Source organism: Frigoribacterium sp. MEB024 (assembly GCF_000878135.1).
Taxonomy (GTDB): domain Bacteria; phylum Actinomycetota; class Actinomycetes; order Actinomycetales; family Microbacteriaceae; genus Frigoribacterium.
In genome coordinates, this window is sequence record NZ_JXQZ01000041.1 from 44,845 (window position 1) to 61,846 (window position 17,002).

Annotated in this window: 21 protein-coding genes and 1 pseudogene; 11 read left to right on the forward strand and 11 right to left on the reverse strand. The window is 67.9% G+C overall.

Going from position 1 to position 17,002, the window contains the following annotated elements:
* Window positions 1–73: 73 nt before the first annotated feature.
* The 4 genes from SZ60_RS16925 (at window position 74) to SZ60_RS10055 (ending at window position 2,263) form a co-directional block, all read left to right on the forward strand.
* Window positions 74–736: a DUF2625 family protein gene (locus SZ60_RS16925; RefSeq protein ID WP_162234625.1), complete on the forward strand. Its 663-nt coding sequence runs from the start codon at window positions 74–76 to the stop codon at window positions 734–736.
* A 116-nt stretch (window positions 737–852) separates the two neighbouring features.
* The gene (locus SZ60_RS10045; RefSeq protein ID WP_043595600.1) at window positions 853–1,251 is read left to right on the forward strand and encodes a hypothetical protein; all 399 of its coding nucleotides are present in this window, start codon (window positions 853–855) and stop codon (window positions 1,249–1,251) included.
* Window positions 1,252–1,373: 122 nt separating this feature from the next.
* On the forward strand, window positions 1,374–1,715 hold the full coding sequence (locus SZ60_RS10050) for a hypothetical protein (RefSeq protein ID WP_043595601.1): 342 nt from the start codon (window positions 1,374–1,376) through the stop codon (window positions 1,713–1,715).
* 101 nt (window positions 1,716–1,816) lie between these two features.
* A complete protein-coding gene (locus SZ60_RS10055; RefSeq protein ID WP_043595602.1) occupies window positions 1,817–2,263 on the forward strand; it encodes a hypothetical protein in 447 nt (148 codons plus the stop codon).
* A 277-nt stretch (window positions 2,264–2,540) separates the two neighbouring features.
* Here the strand turns inward: SZ60_RS10055 and SZ60_RS10060 are convergent, their stop codons facing one another.
* Window positions 2,541–3,389, reverse strand: coding sequence for an SDR family oxidoreductase (locus SZ60_RS10060; RefSeq protein ID WP_043595604.1), 849 nt, complete (start codon window positions 3,387–3,389; stop codon window positions 2,541–2,543).
* Window positions 3,390–3,454: 65 nt separating this feature from the next.
* On the opposite strand from SZ60_RS10060, the gene SZ60_RS10065 reads away from it, so the two are divergent.
* Window positions 3,455–3,808: a helix-turn-helix domain-containing protein gene (locus SZ60_RS10065; protein ID WP_043595645.1), complete on the forward strand. Its 354-nt coding sequence runs from the start codon at window positions 3,455–3,457 to the stop codon at window positions 3,806–3,808.
* An 8-nt stretch (window positions 3,809–3,816) separates the two neighbouring features.
* Here the strand turns inward: SZ60_RS10065 and SZ60_RS10070 are convergent, their stop codons facing one another.
* The gene (locus SZ60_RS10070) at window positions 3,817–4,224 is read right to left on the reverse strand and encodes an SRPBCC domain-containing protein (RefSeq protein WP_052505308.1); all 408 of its coding nucleotides are present in this window, start codon (window positions 4,222–4,224) and stop codon (window positions 3,817–3,819) included.
* A 133-nt stretch (window positions 4,225–4,357) separates the two neighbouring features.
* On the opposite strand from SZ60_RS10070, the gene SZ60_RS10075 reads away from it, so the two are divergent.
* From SZ60_RS10075 to SZ60_RS10085, 3 genes are read left to right on the forward strand one after another with little or no spacing between them, the layout of a single operon-like run.
* Window positions 4,358–4,888 (forward strand): TetR/AcrR family transcriptional regulator, encoded by a 531-nt coding sequence (locus SZ60_RS10075; protein ID WP_157485535.1) that lies wholly within the window; start codon window positions 4,358–4,360, stop codon window positions 4,886–4,888.
* Window positions 4,885–5,553 (forward strand): GAP family protein, encoded by a 669-nt coding sequence (locus SZ60_RS10080; RefSeq protein WP_043595608.1) that lies wholly within the window; start codon window positions 4,885–4,887, stop codon window positions 5,551–5,553. Before SZ60_RS10075 ends, SZ60_RS10080 begins: the two co-directional genes overlap by 4 nt.
* A gap of 34 nt (window positions 5,554–5,587) precedes the next feature.
* Window positions 5,588–6,229, forward strand: a complete 642-nt coding sequence (locus tag SZ60_RS10085) for an MFS transporter (protein ID WP_255349709.1) — start codon at window positions 5,588–5,590, stop codon at window positions 6,227–6,229.
* Here the strand turns inward: SZ60_RS10085 and SZ60_RS10090 are convergent.
* Window positions 6,216–6,767, reverse strand: coding sequence for a TetR family transcriptional regulator (locus tag SZ60_RS10090; protein WP_043595609.1), 552 nt, complete (start codon window positions 6,765–6,767; stop codon window positions 6,216–6,218). The two genes, SZ60_RS10085 and SZ60_RS10090, sit on opposite strands and share 14 nt — an antisense overlap.
* A 151-nt stretch (window positions 6,768–6,918) precedes the next feature.
* Here SZ60_RS10090 and SZ60_RS10095 point away from each other — a divergent pair, with 151 nt between their 5' ends.
* Window positions 6,919–7,833 carry an SDR family NAD(P)-dependent oxidoreductase gene (locus SZ60_RS10095; RefSeq protein WP_043595611.1) on the forward strand — a complete coding sequence of 305 codons (915 nt, stop codon included), beginning with the start codon at window positions 6,919–6,921 and terminating at the stop codon, window positions 7,831–7,833.
* Between the two features lie 983 nt (window positions 7,834–8,816).
* On the forward strand, window positions 8,817–9,536 hold the full coding sequence (gene lepB / locus SZ60_RS10100) for a signal peptidase I (protein ID WP_043595612.1): 720 nt from the start codon (window positions 8,817–8,819) through the stop codon (window positions 9,534–9,536).
* 229 nt (window positions 9,537–9,765) lie between these two features.
* Here lepB and SZ60_RS10105 read toward each other — a convergent pair whose 3' ends face one another.
* The 8 genes from SZ60_RS10105 to SZ60_RS10140 form a co-directional block, all read right to left on the reverse strand.
* Window positions 9,766–10,590, reverse strand: coding sequence for a CPBP family intramembrane glutamic endopeptidase (locus SZ60_RS10105; RefSeq protein WP_228497539.1), 825 nt, complete (start codon window positions 10,588–10,590; stop codon window positions 9,766–9,768).
* Window positions 10,591–10,639: 49 nt separating this feature from the next.
* Complete coding sequence (locus SZ60_RS10110; protein WP_156155572.1) at window positions 10,640–10,948, reverse strand: hypothetical protein; 309 nt, start codon at window positions 10,946–10,948, stop codon at window positions 10,640–10,642.
* A 132-nt stretch (window positions 10,949–11,080) separates the two neighbouring features.
* Window positions 11,081–11,656: a recombinase family protein gene (locus SZ60_RS10115; RefSeq protein WP_043595616.1), complete on the reverse strand. Its 576-nt coding sequence runs from the start codon at window positions 11,654–11,656 to the stop codon at window positions 11,081–11,083.
* A gap of 299 nt (window positions 11,657–11,955) precedes the next feature.
* The gene (locus SZ60_RS10120; RefSeq protein ID WP_043595617.1) at window positions 11,956–12,480 is read right to left on the reverse strand and encodes a signal peptidase I; all 525 of its coding nucleotides are present in this window, start codon (window positions 12,478–12,480) and stop codon (window positions 11,956–11,958) included.
* A gap of 137 nt (window positions 12,481–12,617) precedes the next feature.
* Window positions 12,618–13,886, reverse strand: coding sequence for a hypothetical protein (locus SZ60_RS10125; protein WP_043595619.1), 1,269 nt, complete (start codon window positions 13,884–13,886; stop codon window positions 12,618–12,620).
* Between the two features lie 2 nt (window positions 13,887–13,888).
* The gene (locus tag SZ60_RS16520; protein WP_052505309.1) at window positions 13,889–14,452 is read right to left on the reverse strand and encodes a hypothetical protein; all 564 of its coding nucleotides are present in this window, start codon (window positions 14,450–14,452) and stop codon (window positions 13,889–13,891) included.
* A complete protein-coding gene (locus SZ60_RS10135) occupies window positions 14,452–15,018 on the reverse strand; it encodes an alternate-type signal peptide domain-containing protein (protein WP_043595620.1) in 567 nt (188 codons plus the stop codon). Before SZ60_RS10135 ends, SZ60_RS16520 begins: the two co-directional genes overlap by 1 nt.
* A gap of 360 nt (window positions 15,019–15,378) precedes the next feature.
* A complete protein-coding gene (locus SZ60_RS10140) occupies window positions 15,379–16,422 on the reverse strand; it encodes an NAD(P)-dependent alcohol dehydrogenase (protein ID WP_043595622.1) in 1,044 nt (347 codons plus the stop codon).
* Window positions 16,423–16,564: 142 nt separating this feature from the next.
* On the opposite strand from SZ60_RS10140, the pseudogene SZ60_RS10145 reads away from it, so the two are divergent.
* A pseudogene (locus tag SZ60_RS10145) lies at window positions 16,565–17,002 on the forward strand (hypothetical protein); the annotation flags it as partial.

The window sequence follows — 17,002 nt, forward strand, 5'->3', positions numbered from 1 at the left end:
CCCGCGATCCCCTACCGGGCAGATCTTCTGGGTCTGCATCCGGTAAACCCTGGCTATGGCTCAAACTATGGCCATGGGGAACACTGGGGACAATGCGTGGGCAGAACTTAGCGACCTCATCTCAGCATCACCCCTTGATGTCGCCGTTCTGCCACGGGACGCAAATGCGCGTACGGCGTCAGCGCTGGAACTTGGGCCGAGCTCATACCTTGGCGCCCTCGCTCGAGAAACATCGGGCCTGCTCATCGATCACGGCTGGTTACGAATCCTCGGCGGCAGCTCCTCAAATGGAGGGCTACCCGGTCTGGATCAAGCCAGCGCCGGCACACCAGGACTCCTCGTCGTTGCCTACGACGTACTCGGCGGAGCATTTGCCCTGGACGGCGGCGCATTCGGCAAAGGCGACGGCTCCGTCCACCACTTCTCAGTGGACAACCTGACCTGGGAAGACCTCGAAATCGGCCACGCGCAGTTCGTGACGACAATGCTCGCAGGGGCTATCACGAAGTTCTACGAGACGCTCCGATGGCCACGATGGCAAGACGACCTCGCCGCCTTGAACCTGGCCGACGGCTTGCATCTCTACCCTCCCCCCTTCACCACAGAGGGAAAGGACGTCGCCACCGTCAGTAAGGGGACGGTACCGATGAGGGAACTCATCGGCGTACACAACACCTTCATGGACCAGCTCGGATCCGGTCAAGGCGTCCCCGACCCATGGTCCGCGGCCACGTGACCGTTCCGACAGGCCATGGCCTACCGGACACGCTCCGGACTCGAGTCGTCGAGGGTGCGAGGCGGGTCAAAGGGTGCCAAGGCGGTTGGTGGCCACGCCGGCGCTAGGGTCAGGGCATGAACGAGGCCGACCGCGAATTGCTCCGCCGGGCCGAGGCCGAAGTGGCGGCGCTGCCCCACCGCGACCCGCTCGTCGACCCGTCACCCCGTTTGGGCGACGGCCCCGCCCCCGAGACCGAGCCGACCGGTCGGGCTCGGCTGCTCGCCCCGCTGACCCTCATCGTCTGCTTCGTCACGGCCTGCGCCGAGGGTTCCTGGCTCTGGTTCTCCGCCGCAGAGTGGACCTCGATGGTCTGGCTCGCCGTGCCATTCCTGCTGGTCGCCTCGATCGTGCTCGCACTCATCGCCGGAGCTCTAGGCGGCCGCACTGGCCGATGGGCCGGCGTCTGTGGTGGCATCGCGATCGTGCCGCCCGTATGTTTCGTGGTGTCGCTTCCGCTGGCGCTTTTTACGTAGACCGCTGCGGCTTGCGCCGAGTCAGCTTGGTGGCAGGCCGGTAGCCGATCGTCTAACGGGCACCTTCTTGTGAGGCTCTACGGGGCTGTCGGCGACATTGACGAGCCGTCTAGTCTCGGGTCATGAGCACCGCCGAGCCGCTGGCGCCGCCGCGAATCTCAGCCAGGGTCGACGCGGGAGCGATCATGGTCCTGATCGTCGGCTTCGCAGCGACCTTGGTCGTCATCGTCGTCGCAGTTCTCTGGCGCGACATCATGGGCGACGTCTTCCTGTGGGCTAGGCCAATTCTGGTAGGCGTGCAGTTGTCGCTGTGGCTCCTGGCGTCCGCACTTTCTGGGCGCCGCATGCTACGTGGCCACCGCGCACTTGTTCCGGCGCTCTGGCTGACTGGCGCTGCTGCTGTGGCCTTCCACGCGAGCATGTTCCTGCTCACAGCCAGCCTCCCCTGCCCGTCTCTCTGTTAGGGGCCTGAGCCGGAGGGACGATCCGTGGGACGGGCCCCTCGGGCCTCGACCGCTGACCGATCCCCTTTCGGGCGGCACCTCGGCCGTGTTTAGCTGCGGACATGCGCGATAAGAAGGGCCGCACGGCGAGCGTGCTGCGATCCGTGGGCGGGATGACACTGCTGCTCGTCATCGTCACTGGCTGCGCACCCGTGCCGGTAGGCACCGCCGCAAGCTCCTGCGCCGTCAAGGAGATCGTCCTCGGCAACTCAGACCTGAGACCTGGCGGCGAGATCCAGCTCAGCGTGGACTGGATGACCGCGAGATGCGAAGACACCGGCGGAACGAACCGGCCCGCCGAGGACATCGACGTCACGATCACCCCGATGGAGAGTTCTGAGTCCCGCCATCTCGGGACGATCCAAAGTGCGGCCGGCCCGCACTTCACTGCCGCTGGCACGTTTCCACTTCCCGACGACATCCCCGCCGGAGATGGAATTCTCACCGTGACATCCACCACCGAAGAAGGGGCGGTAGCCGAGCTGCCGATCACCCTGGCGGCCGAGTAGAGAAACTAGTCCTTGTGACCGATCCTTCACCGGGCACTAGATGCTCGGCCGACATACGGCTACGTTGCGAGGGCAGCCCAGACCCCCGCTGTGAATGGCGGGGTTCCTGGGTTCGCCCGGGTTCCCCGTCATGGATCCCCTATCGGGCATGCAGAAACGATCGTTTGTGACTAGCGCCGACGAACACCACGAGCGGGCCCTGGCCAGATCAGAACCGCTCCCCAACTGAAGACCGCCTTGGTCGGGGAGCAGCCCTTGCTGTCGTACAGCGAACGGGTCAGGCCCGGAGGTCCTTGAGCCACTGCTCGACCGTGCGCGGGCTCAGCCCGAGCTGCTGCTGTGCGCTCGTGGCAGGGTCGATGAGCTCGGAGGGCAGGGTGGCCCGCCACCGGTACGAGGCCACGACAGGGTCCGCTCCGGCTGAGCCGAAGAGGGGCTCGATGACGCGGCCGAAGTCGTCGACGTCCTGCGCCTCGAACCGCACGCTCGTGCCCGAGGCTGCGGCGAAGCCAGCCGCGAGGTCGGAGCCCACGAGGCCGGGCAGCGCACCGACCCCGACGACACCGGTCACGGAGCCGTCCTGCAGCAGTCGCGCGACGACGTCGGCCACGTCGAGGTGCGAGCTCCACGACACGGCGTAGTCGTCACGGATCGGGTAGCGGAGGACGCCCTCCTGCTCCACGCCCGCGGCGACCGGCGGCAGCAGCAGGTTCTCGAGGAAGAGGCGCGGGGCCGCGACGGCGACGGAGACCCCGGTCGCCCGCAGACCGGCAGTGAGGAAGCCGACGGGACTCTCAGCCGCACCGTCGCCCTCCGTCGGGTACCCGCTGGTCGAGACGACCACCCGGGCCGGCCGTGCCTGCTCGACGGCTGCGACGACCGTCCGGGCATGCGCGAGCTGCTGGGCGGCGTCGCCGACCGGAAGGTGCACGAAGACGCCGTCGACGCCCGCGTAGGCCGCCGCGAGGGACGCGACCGACATCAGGTCGACGGCGACGGGCGCGCCGCCTCCCTCATAGGCGGACGGGTCGCGGACCGCCGCGGTGACGGCGGCGCCGGAAGCGAGAAGGGATGCGACGACGGGGGAGCCCTGGGCGCCAGTAGCGCCGTGGATGAGATAGGTCATGAAGCTATCAATGCATCTGGTGCACCAGTTACGTCAACTGCACCAATGGCGTACTGTCCATGTTCATGGCTTTCTGTGGGGAGATCTGGCCCGAGTGCGGCATCGCGAAGTTCCTGACACTGCTCGACGGCCCCTGGGCAACGCTCATCGTGCGAGAGCTCCTCGAGGGCCCGGCTCGTTTCACCGAGCTAAAGGAGGCGCTGCCCGGCATCAGTGCGCACACCCTCACCAACCGCCTCCGGAAGTTCGAGACGTCGGGCCTCGTCACCAGGACGGCGTACTCCGAGATCCCGCCGCGCGTCGTCTACGAGCTCACCCCGACGGGGCAGGGGCTCCGGCCCGTGCTTGAGTCGATGAACGCCTGGGCGCTGTCCGTCCCGCCGACACCCGACGCAGAGATCGAGGTGGTTCCTCGGTAGAGGATCGTCTATCGGGACGCCGCCCTGAGCAGGTTTGCGAGATGGTAGTTCCACCCCTCCTCGTGTGCGGCTCGAAGTCCGTCGCCATCTACGAGCTGCCCAAAACCTCGTTCCGTCAGCGTGACCGTGCTCCGCTCGCCGTCACTACGGATGTCGAAGCGGACCATAAGTGGCGACGGCCATTCCGGCTGCTGCCACACGAAGGCCAGCCGCCTCGGCGGTACTGCTTCCGTCACGCGACCGTCAGCGAAGTGCTCGCGGCCGCCCTCGGTCCAGGTCTCGCGCACGACCGAGCCGACCTCGGGAGTCAGCACCAGCTCAGGCCACCAGGAGTCGCGCTCGTCCGTAAGCGCGCACCACAGTCCCTCCGCGGAGGACACCGATGCGACGGTGATCGACAGCGAGTCAGCGCACATGCTCAGACGCTAGTGCGTCTGCCCAGCACCGGCGCCGATGTGCCGGCCAGCGATCGGCTATCGAGACGCTTCTGCCGCGTTCTGTCTGTTCACAAACCGACCGGCCGGTCGGTTTGCCTGTTATGGTGTGGTCATGGATCGCCGCGCACTCGTCCTTGCCGCCGCCCGCGAGCTCGCGCTCGCACGCGGGGTCATTCCGTCGTTAAACGAGACCGCCGCCGCGGCGGGCGTATCCAAGGGCGGGTTGGTGCACCACTTCCCGACGCGTGCGGCGCTGGTGCAGGGGCTGGCGATGGCAGCGCTCGAGGAGGTCGACACGGCCATGACCGCAGCGGCGGGCGAGGGGAGTGCGGCGGAGACCTGGTTGCGCATGTCGGTCCCCACGGGGGAGGACGTCGCGGTCTTCCGAGCGATGGCCATTGCGCACCGGGCGGTCGAGGCGCCGGGTGATGCGGTGGCGACTGCATCCCAGGAGGCCATAGCCCGATGGGAGGCGATGATCCGCGACGAGGTGGGTGACGCCGGCCGCGCACGGGTGATCCGGCTTGTCGGCGACGGCTTGTTCGCCAACGTCATCGCCGGCATCGAGCCGGCACCCACGGCCGCGGAGCTCGACGCTCTCCTCGGTTCTCTCTTGCCCGCGGGTGGGAGGGGCGGGCGGTGACCGCGCAGCTGCTGCTGGCGATCGCGGGCCTCGCTGCGCTTGACTCGCTGAACCCGGCCACGATCGTCGCGGTGACCTTGATCCTTCTCGCCGCCCCGCGGCGTCCCGCGCTGATGGCACTCGTCACGGTGCTTGGGGCGGCACTCACCGTGTTCGCGGTCGGCGCCGCGCTCTTCCTCGGCGCGGGCGCGGCAGCTGGTGCCGTCGACGGGATTGTGCAGGGTATCCGCTACGTCGCCTTCGCCGCCGCGGGCGTCGTCCTGGTCCGCTCCGGGATACGACGCTTCCACACGCGACCCAGGAAGCCGATCGGGTTGCCATCGTGGTTCACACCCTGGACTGCGCTCCCGTTCGGGGCGCTGCTAACCGGGGCCGACCTACCGAATGCGTTCCCGTACTTCATTGCGATCGAGCGCCTCCTAGACGCGCAGGTCACGCCAGCGGAGGGCCTGCTCGTCCTCGCCGGGTACGCGGTGGTCTACTGCGTCCCGTGCCTCGTATTGCTCTTGGTGGGAAGCCTCGCGCGCCGTCGGACGCGTGCGCTGCTCATGCGTGTCACCGCCCGATTCGGTACCGGCGAGGTGAAGGCGTCCCCCTTCGTCGCGGTCGTGTTGATCCTGCTCGGCGCATTGGTCGCGTCGCTGCCGTTCTGGCTCCTGCGCTGACCGACGTCGAGCAGTGGTCCGGCGGAATCTCCTCGTGTGCGCGCTTGGCTCGTTCACGACGATCATTGGCATGACCCTGATTCTGCCGATCCTTCCTCTCTACGTCCGAGACCTTGGCGTTGGGGATCCGGCCGCGGTAACTCTCTGGTCCGGCATCGCCTACGCCGCGACGTTTCTGACCGCGGCCTTGACAGCACCGCTGTGGGGTTATCTCGGGGACCACTTCGGCCGGAAACCGATGCTGATCCGCGCGAGCCTCGTCATGGCGATCGCGATGTCGCTCATCGGGGTCGCCCAAGACGTCACTCAACTCGTACTGCTGCGGCTGCTGGTCGGCCTCCTCGGCGGCTACGCCTCCGGACCAACCATCCTCGTCGCCGCTCAGACCCCTAAAGGCCGCTCCGCTTGGGCGCTGGGCACCCTCTCCTCCGCCATCATGGCCGGCACCATCGCAGGGCCTCTGATCGGTGGAACCCTCGCGCAGACAATTGGCATTCAAGGGCGTTCCTCGCAACCGGCAAACCAACACGCTCGGCTCGCAGTCGAGTGGGCGGGACAGGGTTTTGGTGTGGCGCTTGATTGCGTGGGTACGGCGAATCTCGGCCCTCATCGCGAGAGCCAGCTCGCTGGGAACTCACTAGTCCTGCCCCGTATGGGTGAGATCAGACGGGTTTAATTGCGCCCATGGCCTCGTCGAGCAGCCTTCCAAAGGATCGGCCACGGTCCGTGGTGATCCATACATCCTTCGCGGCGATCACGCAGGTCAGGGCCGCGCCGGCGATCACCGTCGGGCGCGGGTCGGTGACCGCTAAACGGCCCAGGCGCATCCGTACGATTTCGGCGAGATCGCCCTGGACCCGCGAGATACGCGCGAGCTCGCCCGCACTCAGAGCCGGGTTGTCATGGATGATCTTTTCGATCGCGAGGGCGCGTTCAGCGAGTGTCTCGTCCTCGAAGTGCTCGACGACGACGTCGAATGCCCGCCGTAGCGATTCCCACACCGGCTCGTCGACGGGCCGTGCACCGAGTGCCTGGGCGAGCATCTGCGACCACGCGTCGTACTTGCCCAGCATGACGTCCTCTTTCGAGGTGAAGTAGCGAAAGAACGTTCGCCTGGAGATGCCGGCAGCCGAGACCAGGTCATCGATTGTTGTCTGCTCGTATCCCCTAACCGCGAACAGATCCTGGGCCAGCATCGCCAACTCGGTTTGCATGGCTCGTCGAGCTCTTTCACGCACCGGGATAGGAGTGGACTCGCTCACATGTGCCAGCTTACAAGGCAACGGGCATAGGTGGCACTCAGTGGCACATGTGCCCTACAGTGGCATTTGCCAGACGTTGACCACGAAACATTGGAGCTGCCACATGACCACGCCATGGACTTTGAACGACATCCCACGCCAGGACGGGCGCGTCGCTGTGATCACCGGAGGCAGTAGTGGACTCGGCTTTGAGACCGCCCTCGCCCTCGCGGATCATGGCGCGGCCGTGGTGCTCGCTGTCCGCGACACCACCAAGGGCAAGGAGGCCGCGTCGAGAATCGCCTCCCATGTGCCCAATGCCAAAGTCTCCGTGCAGAACCTGGACCTGGGTTCACTGGAATCCGTGCGCGCAGCGGCCACAGATCTCAGGTCGGCGCACCCGCGGATTGACCTGCTGATCAACAACGCCGGCGTGATGTACACGCCTCAGCAGAAGACAGCCGACGGTTTCGACCTGCAGTTCGGCGTGAACCACCTCGGTCACTTCGCGCTGACCGGGCTGCTGCTCGATCACCTCCTGCCTGTGCCGGGCTCTCGAGTCGTGACGGTGAGCAGCTACGGTCACCGCATTCGCGCGGCTATCTACTTCGACGACCTGCAGTGGGACCGCAGCTACGACCGGGTTGCCGCCTATGGCCAGGCCAAGCTGGCCAACTTGATGTTCACCTACGAGCTGCAGCGCCGCCTCACGGCGTACGGCAGCACTATGGCCGTCGCCGCGCACCCAGGCAACGCTTCCACCGAGTTGACCCAGAACTTGCCTGCTCTCGCGCGGATCGCGTCGGCCGCCGTCAAGCCTTTGCTTGCCCAAAGCGCTGCTGGAGGCGCACTCCCCACACTGCGTGCCGCAACTGATCCAAGCGTGCTCGGCGGCCAGTACTACGGCCCCGACCGCATACGCGAGACCCGAGGACACCCGCAGTTGGTTACATCCAGCGCCGCCTCATACGACCTGACGACACAGCGCCACCTGTGGTCCGTGTCCGAGGAACTCACCGGCGTTACCTTTCCCGCATAACGACTCAACCCCGGAAAAGAGACGCCCTCTATCCAACGACCATAAGCATTCGTTCCTGCAGAACTCCACCTGGCACACAGCCAGGTGGACGATCGACCACCGCCGCCCGATAGCTAACCGCCTATAGGGCGATTAGCCCGCTCTCCCGAGACCGACACCACTACTCACTGACCCCCCGTCTCAGTGCGCGATCCCCTCTCGGGACACGCGCCTGACACACTCGAGGTTGGAAGTCGTCTCGCAATTTCTGGCATTGGAGCGAACCATCGACGCACACGACCTACCCGCGTCACCCGACTGGTCCTTCACCTTTGGAGGCGAGGGCACTGCTCCTGCTGTAAATATCGCTGCCGACGACGCCTTGGCATGACTGGCCTCAGCAACAGAGGATTTACGCCGCAGGAAGAATCCGGCGGCGAGCTTCCCGCCGAGCTGGGTCGCCCTGATCCGCGAGGCGGCAAACGCGGGAGTCTCGGAAGGAGCCATCGCGATTGCGAGCGGACAAAGCCTGGCGTCTGTTCGGAACATCCTCTCTTAGCTTCTGGGTGAGGCCCCCTGGGCCCGCCAGACGATCAGCTATCGGGCGCGCCGGGCTTTTCGACGAACGAACGTAACGACAGCCACGCCAAGAGCCGAGACGACCGCTGCAACCGCGGCTACCCGTCCCACACGCTGCGCATTGAGCGCCGACTCGAACTGCTGCTTCGTCTGGACGATCTCCGTCCCCTCAGGCACTGGCCAGGGAAAGACCGGTGTGAACCACCCGGCCCTGACGGTTGCGATAGCGCAGACGACGAGTGCTGCGACGGTCAAGCCACTGAGAACTAACGCCCACCGAGTGGGGCGAGATGGACGTGCCATGGGGTCACGGTAGCGCGCCTACGACTTACAGCCGTGCGGCCTGCGGTGCCGCCACATCGAGACAAGTTGGCGATCGCCTATCGGGCACCGAATGAGGGGGCTCCGCCCAGTACGTTGTCTCCATGCCAACGGCCCTCAACACTGCCGGCCGACGCCCGCGATCAATCTGGCGGTTCCTGCGTGACGTGCTCGTCATCTTCCTCGCAGCCCTCGTCCTCTCTTTCCTGGTCAAGACCTACCTCGTGCGCTCCTTCTACATCCCCTCGGGGTCGATGGAGCACACCCTCGAAATTAACGACCGCGTGATTGTCAACGAACTCGTTCCAGGACTTGTGCCCCTGCACCGCGGAGACGTCGTCGTCTTCGCAGACCCCGGCGGCTGGCTCAGCCCTCTCGAAGCCGCAACCCCTGCCACGGGACCAGTTGACAAAGTGCTCTCCACCATCGGGTTGGCACCCCATGACGGCACCGGATATCTCATCAAGCGCGTCATTGGCCTGCCCGGAGACACCGTGACCTGTTGCGACGATTTCGGGCACATGAGCGTCAACGGCGTCCCCCTCGATGAGCCATACATCACCGTTCTCCCCGACGAAACCCGCGCTTCCCGTGATGACTTCACCGTCACGGTCCCCGATGGCTCCCTCTGGGTCATGGGCGACAACAGGTACAACTCGAGAGATTCCCGCTACAACCGTGACAAACCCGGGGAAGGCTTCGTTCCCCTGAGCGACGTCGCTGGGCGAGCAGCCGTCATCAGCTGGCCCTCGAGCCGCTGGACCTGGCTCGACAATTACCCCACCGTCTTCGCCGGCACCGATCCCCGCTCCATAACCAACTGAAGGATTGCGACGACGCACGTTCTACGGAAGCGCACAAAGAGGGTGCGGCCAGGGATCGTCTATCGGGCACCGAGGAGGTCGAGCGGCGGGTTGATCCAGACGCCACTGCGATCGACTGCACGCTCTTGCTCTCCACATCCGGTGATGACGGTATCTGCGGCGAACACAGTCGTCTTTCGGGATGAGGTCGCTGGGCACATCACCATCGGTGATCGACCGAGGTAGACCGCTAGACCACCTGCTGCCCGTGATGTGCCGCACGGCGCTCCGTCACGAGGAAGACGACGAGCAGCACGACGCCGACGAGGACGACCACGATGTTGCCAAGCTGAGCCAGGGACCCAAGGCCGCCCTGCAGGGGGTATGTGCCCTGCATGAAGATGCTCGGGTCGGTGCTCGCGTGAAGCAGGATCGGAGCGATAATTGTTCCCGTCACCCGGAGGGCGAGGTACATGCAGAGGCCGAAGAAGAATGTGTAGAGCATCTGCAGCATGGTGGAGATGAAGGGCTGACCGGTGAAGAGGTTGGTCGCGTGCAGTAACGAGAACAACGCAGCGGAGACGAGCCCGACGGCGATCTCGGAACGGCCGGCCGAGCGCATGATGCGTACCACGTATCCACGAGTCAGCACTTCTTCGGAGAAGCCGATAACCAGTCCTGCCAAGAGCCACGCGGCGACCCAGTCGAAGCCTGCAGCGTCGTAGTCGATACTCGCGAAGCGCAACACGTTGAAGAGCAGCACGACGGCGATGGCGATCCACATCCAGCCTCGGCCGGGGACGTCCTGCCGTGCGAAGAGGCCTCGCAGCCAGCCGAGGCTGGCACCGAAGCCGATCAGGATGAGGCTGCCGATCAGGACCGGGACGACGATGAGGACGAGGACATAGCTGGCTGATCCAGCGTCGCCGATGAATGGCACGAAGGGTGCCATGAGGAGCGATGCCGGTTCGTAGATGGCGAGGTAGCCGACGGCGAGGATCAGCGCCTTCCACCAACGACCCCGTTCCCAGAACCGCGTCCACCCTGATCGTGCAGCAGTGTCTTCCATCATCATCCCCTCGATTGGTTTTCAGTTAACCATCAGGTTCGAGACAGATTCAAGTTCAAGTCGGTGGGCGAGAGTCCGCCTTAGGCGCGCTCCGCTGCGTGCCGATCGTGGTCAAACTGCGCAAACGCACGCGACCGATGACGATGCATGCCGCTGTGCCTCCCCACCAGATGAGAAGGGCGACGATCGCGACCACGAGATAGGCGTCCTCGGTCGCCGCCCCGGCGTACGGCTTGGCGTCCAGGGCGTTCAGGGCTACCCGAACGAGGGCGGCCCCGAGGACGACGCTGAGGATGCAACCCACCGCAACGCCTGCGTAGATGCGTCGCCGTCGCGATGGGCTGTCCGGTTGCTCAGGCTTCATGGTCGTGGCCTGCCCGTCGGCGTCGCACTGCTATCAGGGTGAACCCTGCCAGCAAGAAGAGTGCGGCCGCCGTGAGTACGTGACCCGATCTTCTTCGTCGCCCTCCTTCAGAAAAGCAGCTGGCGCAAGCCCTCAAAGTGGCGCCTGGTCGGCGCGCTGAATTGCCCGGTAGACAGTCGAACGCGCGACCCCGAACAGCTCGGCGATCTCGCTTGTGGTGTGCTCGCCGGTGCGGTGCAGCTGCACGAGATGCTTCTCCTGCGAAGCGGTCAGCTTCGGTTTGCGGCCGCGGAGCTTGCCTGCGGCCTTGGCGATCGCCATCCCTTCACGGGTACGGGCGCGGATGAGGTCGGCCTCGAACTCGGCCACCATGCCGAGGACGTTGAACAAGAGCCTGCCGACGGGGTCGGTGGGGTCGTAGACCGCTCCCCCGAGGTTCAAGGCGACGCCCTTCTTCGTTAACTCGTCGGCGATGTCGGTGGCGTCTCGCAGCGACCGGGCGAGACGGTCGAGCTTCGTGACGACCAGGACATCGCCGGTGCGGCACGCAGCCAATGCTTCTCGGAGGCCGGGCCGCGCTCGAGTCGTGCCCGACAAGCCGTGGTCAACATGAACGTGTTGATCGTCAACACCGAGTGCTTTAAGACCGTCACGTTGTGCTGCGAGATCCTGTCCAGAGGTCGACACACGCGCGTATCCGATGAGCATCCGCCGACTGTAGCGTTCAAACCCCCATCACCGGGCATTTTTGCGGGACAGGCATACGCGAATCCGCAGGCCAGGCGCCACTTGACATCAGCCGGCAGAAACGGGCCCGAAGAAGTGTCCCGATGAACGACCGCCTTCCGGACGGGCACGAAGCGGAGACCGGGGATCGCGAGGTGCCCGGTGTCGCGAGCAGCGCCTCCTGCAGGTGTCGCATCGGGGACACGAGGGCCACCGGCCCGGAGGCCGCGTCCCCGACGGCATCCCCGCTCCCGCGTCGAGGGCGGCTGGCCCGCGCGGGGCTACGGCGCCGTCGGCCCGCCGTCGCGACCACGGCGGCGGCGGAGCAGACCGCGGCCGGTGAGGAACGCCGCGTAGCCGAGCAGGCCGACCCCCACGGCCGGCACGAGCCACGCACGGGCTCCCGCCGAGACACCCGTGTTGAGCCGTCCGAGCCACGGCACCGAGTACCAGACCTCGCCCATGACCTGGCGCTCGACCACGGCGTCGCGGTCGGGCTCGGCGTTGGCGTCACCCTTCAGCGTGAAGGTACGCCCCTCGGCGCCGACCGTGATGCCCACCACACGGTGCGAGATGACCCCGGGCACCCCCGAGCGGATCTGGTAGGTCACGACGTCGCCGACCCGGACGTCGGCCGGGTCGATCGGACGCACCACGACGAGCGTGCCGGGCGGCAACCAGGGCTCCATCGACCCGGTCAGGATCGTCAGGGGCACACCGCCCACCAACCGCGGCACGACGACGGCGAGCAGCCCTCCGGCGACGACGACGACGAGCACGACCACCGCGACGGCCTGCCCGAGCATCGACCCGAGGCCCCGTCCCTGCCGATCCGTCCTGCCACGCGCACGCGACGGTGATCCCGACCGTGACCGCAGCGACGCCCGCACCGGCGAGCGCGACCCCGACGACGCCCGCGACCCCGACGGGGGTGCAGCGTGCGTCACGACGACGCCCCCAGCGTGAACAGCTGCGCCTCGGACGTCGTGCACGCCGACACCTGCATCTGTGTCGTGACGCCCGACCCCGTGCTGGTCAGGCAATTCGAGTTGCGGTCGCGGAACTGGAAGTGACCCGACCCGGGGACGACCGGCACGGCAGTCCACCGCTGGGCGCTGATCGCGTTGTCGCTGCGCAGCACGGAGCGGTGGTCGCTCGCGCTGTCCCAGTAGAGCCCGGGGACCACGGGCGACGTGATCTTGAGGTACTGCCCCTCGGCGACGAACTGCCACAGCTGCGTCGTGGTGCCCCGGCAGCCGCTCGACCAGAGCGGCGAGCCGCTGGTCGAACCCCCGACCGTGACGCACCGGTCCGACGCCAGGTCCCTGACGACGTAGAGCGAGTCGTCGTCGAGCCAACTGGTGGAGTGCTTCACCGCGGGGGACGCCGGGGAGGCGCGGGCGGGGTTCGACGCGTCGAGCGCGCGGATCTCGTAGGCGTAGTACCGGTAGACCCCGAGCCCGGTGTCGGTGAAGCTGCGCGTCCACGAGGGCACGGTGCCGACGAGCACGCCCTCGCGGTAGATGCCGTAGCGCGACACCGCGGACGAATCCGTCGGTGCGGCCCACGTCAGCGAGATGCTCGTGTCCGTCTCGGAGGTCTTGGTGGGCGCCCCGGGCGTGAGGGTGTCGGCGACGGTCTGCACGGACGTCGCAGTGGCGGCGCTGCTCCACGCACCGAGCCGGGCCGTGAGCGCGGCCGTGATCGTCGCCGACCCACCCGCCGAGCCGAACCGGTCGGCCTGGGCGATGGACGTCTGGACGCACCAGGACGAGGAGGCGCCGGCCGGCAGGGTGCCGGAGGGCGCGTCGATCGTCGCCCACGTCCCCGACGAGGCGTCGCCGGGTCGGGTGCCGCAGCGGCCCGAGGCCGCAGGCCAGACGGCGACGCGGGTCGTGGAGTCGAGGCCCGAACCGCTCGCGGCGGTGAGCCCGAGACTCCACGGTGCGGGCACCGTGCCGGTGTTGGCGACGGTGACGGTGGCCGTGTGCGAGAGGGCGGACGACGAGTACGTCGCCGCCAGCGTGTCGACGCCGGTCAGTGCGACGGCCAGACGTCCCGTTGAGGTCGTCGCCGAGGCGGTCTGCACGGGGGCCGTCCACGTGGCCTCGGCCGGCACGGCGACCGCCATCAGGAGTGCCGCGACGGTGACGACGGCGCCCCACAGGGGAACACGACGCGACCGGCGGCGGGGTGTGGCTTCGGTGGGCACGGTCAGACCTGCGTTCCGGTGAGTCTCAGGGCGAGGGCGAGATCGCCGAGGCCCTGCGAGGTGCTCCGGCCGTCGTCACCCATCCCGACGGAGACGCAGAGCATGCGGGACTCCCCTGCGGCGAGGACGACGCTCGTCGGCGACGCCACGGCCGGGGTCGGAGCCGACGCGGCGCCCGACCAGACGGGGACGGCACCTCCCGCGCGGCAGTCGGTCGCCGAGGACGACGTGCCGAGCCCGAATACGAGGGCGGGCACGGACCGGGTGTCGGCCCGGGCGCTCGTCACCGTCGCCGCGGCCACGCCGAGCGTGAGGGCGACCGTGCCGGTGTTCGTCGCGGTGACGGGACCGCTCAGGGTGAGGCCGGGGTAGAGCGGGTCGGTCGGCAGGGCGAGCGCACCGAGCGTCAGCGACGCCGACCCCGACGTCACGACGACCGGTCCGTCCGACGTGCTCGCCGAGTCGCTCAGCCGGGCGGACGAACCGCCGACCTCGCCGAGCGACACGACGGCCACCACGACGGTCGCGACGACCCCCACGACGAGCCACGTGCCGCGGGCACCCACTAGATCTGGGTGAGGGTCACGGCGACGGCCCCGAGGTCGACCGAGCCGAGCTGGGTGGCGTTCTCGAAGCCGACGGTCGTGCTCTTCGGGAACTCGATCGTGACCGCGACGGTGACGTCCTCCTCGAGGCCGTCCCGACCGGTGACCGTCACGGCGGTGGGGGTCGTCGTGATGCCGTCACCCGTGGCGGTGAGCTGCGCGGTCGACGAGAGGTAGTCGGCGAGCGCGACGTCCGACGCCGAGGCCGAGCTGGGCTCGATCGACGAGGGGTCGAGGCTGAAGCTGGCGTTCAGGCCGTCACCGTGGGCGGTGACGGTCATGTCGCGCGAGTAGACGACCACGTCGCCCGGCACGATCGGGTAGCCGGCGATCGACTCCTGCGGTGCGCCTCCGTTGACGGTCCAGGTCGCGGCCCGGGCGCTCGGTTCGACCTCGAGCCCACCCGAGACGATGGTCCCGCCGGCCGTCTCGGCGCTGGTGTTCCAGAGCGCGAACGTGCCCGCGCCTCCGAGCAGCAGGGTGACGCCGGCGGCGGTGGCGATGGTGCCCTTGACGATGGTCTTCATGACGCGGTCCTTCCGGGCGACCCGTGGGTCGTCGGCTGGTGTCCCGGCTCCTGGGCGCGAGGGCCGTCGACCCCGGCACGCATGCAGGGGGATGACCGTCGGGAGGAGGCACTTGAGATGCCGCGAGAGGCGGCACAGGCAGGGGACGGTATCTGCATGCAGGGCCGGTGGAACCACCGGGATGTCTGCTTGTTTGAACCATCTCACCTTTCTCGCCTCCACGGGGGGATGCGTCGAAAGGGCAGGTCGATTGCCAGTTTGACCCCTCCGCCGGGGTGTCGGGTCGACGGGGTGCGTGTACCGGGGACCGCAGGAGGCGCGGTGCCGGAAGTCCGGCACTGCGCCTCCTGGGGTGGGTCGCTACGGGACGATGACGGCCCGGCCGCGGACGGTGCCCGCGGCGAGCGCCTCGTAGGCCTTCGGGCCGTCGTCGAGCGAGTAGCGCTGTGTGGCGACCTCCACCTGGCCGGCGCGGGCGAGGTCGAGGACCTCGATCAGCTCGCTGCGGCTGCCCCAGTAGGGGATGCGCACGGCGACGTCGTAGCCGATCGTGCCGAAGCCGAGCTCGACGGTCCCGCCGCCGATGCCGACGATGGTCACGTCGGCGTCGGCCGCGGCGACCGCGACGGCCGTGGCCATGGTCGGCCCCGCCCCGACGAAGTCGAAGACGGCCTGGACGCCGAGGCCTCCGGTGATCTCGCGGATGGCGTCGGCTGCATGCTCGTCGCTGATCACCGTGTGGTGCGCGCCGACGTGCTTGGCCAGTTCGAGCTTCTCGTCGGTGACGTCGAGCGCGATGATCTGCGCACCCGAGAGCGCCCGCAGGATCTGGATGCCGACGTGCCCGAGGCCTCCGGTGCCGATGACGACGGCGTAGGTGCCGGCGCCGAGCTTCGGCAGCGAGGTCTTGATCGCGTGGTACGGCGTGAGGCCGGCGTCGGTGAGGGACACGTTCGCGACCGGGTCGAGGTCGCCGAGCGGCACGAGGTGGCGGGGGTCGTCGACGATCATGTACTCGGCCATCGACCCGGGGGCGCCGAGCCCGGGAGGCTTGATGCCCTCGGCGGCGGCGTTGACGCAGTAGTTCTCCTTGCCCTGGGCGCACTGGTGGCAGCGGCCACAGCCCCACGGACCGTAGACGGCGACGGCGTCACCGACCTGCAGGTGCTCGACCCCCTCGCCGAGCTCGGCCACGACGCCGGCTCCCTCGTGCCCGAGGGTGAGCGGCAGCGGGTAGCCCTGCGCCGTGTAGTCCTCTTCACTGAGGCTCATGACGTACTCGTCGGAGTGGCAGACGCCCGCCGCCGTGACCTTGAGCAGCACCTGCCCGGGGCCGGGCGACGGCTTCTCGATCTCGACGACTTCGGGGTGCTGACCGACCTGGGTGTACTGGAGTGCCTTCATGGGGCGCAGGCTACGCCCGGCCGCTGGAGAACGCACGACAGGTGTCGCGTTACTGGCGGGGTCGGGTCGCGCTCATGGCGGGGTCGGGTCGCGCGGGTGGCGGGGATCGACGGTGACGGTGGTCGGCCCTACGATCGACGGCATGGCACACCTGCACCGGGCCGGCATGAGCCCCTCCAAGATCGACCTGCTCGACGCCTGGGTGCCCACCCAGCCGTGGTTCGAGGGCCCGCCCCGGTCCGAGGGCGCCGACGACGAGGGCCTGCGCAGCGTCGCCGCTTTCCGCTTCGACGACCCGGCGGGCGAGGTCGGCGTCGAGACGATCATCGTCGCGACGGCCGACGGCGTGCAGCTGCAGGTGCCCCTCACGTACCGCGACGCTCCCCTGCCCGGCGCGGACGCGCACCTCGTCGGGACGACCGAGCACTCGGTGCTCGGCACGCGGTGGGTCTACGACGGCACGGCCGACCCGGTCTGGGCCGCGGCCCTCGCGACGGCCGTGCTGACCGGCGGCACGCAGGCCGAGGCCTGGTTCGAGGTCGACGGCGAGCGGCAGGTCCGCGAGCCGAACTCGACCGTC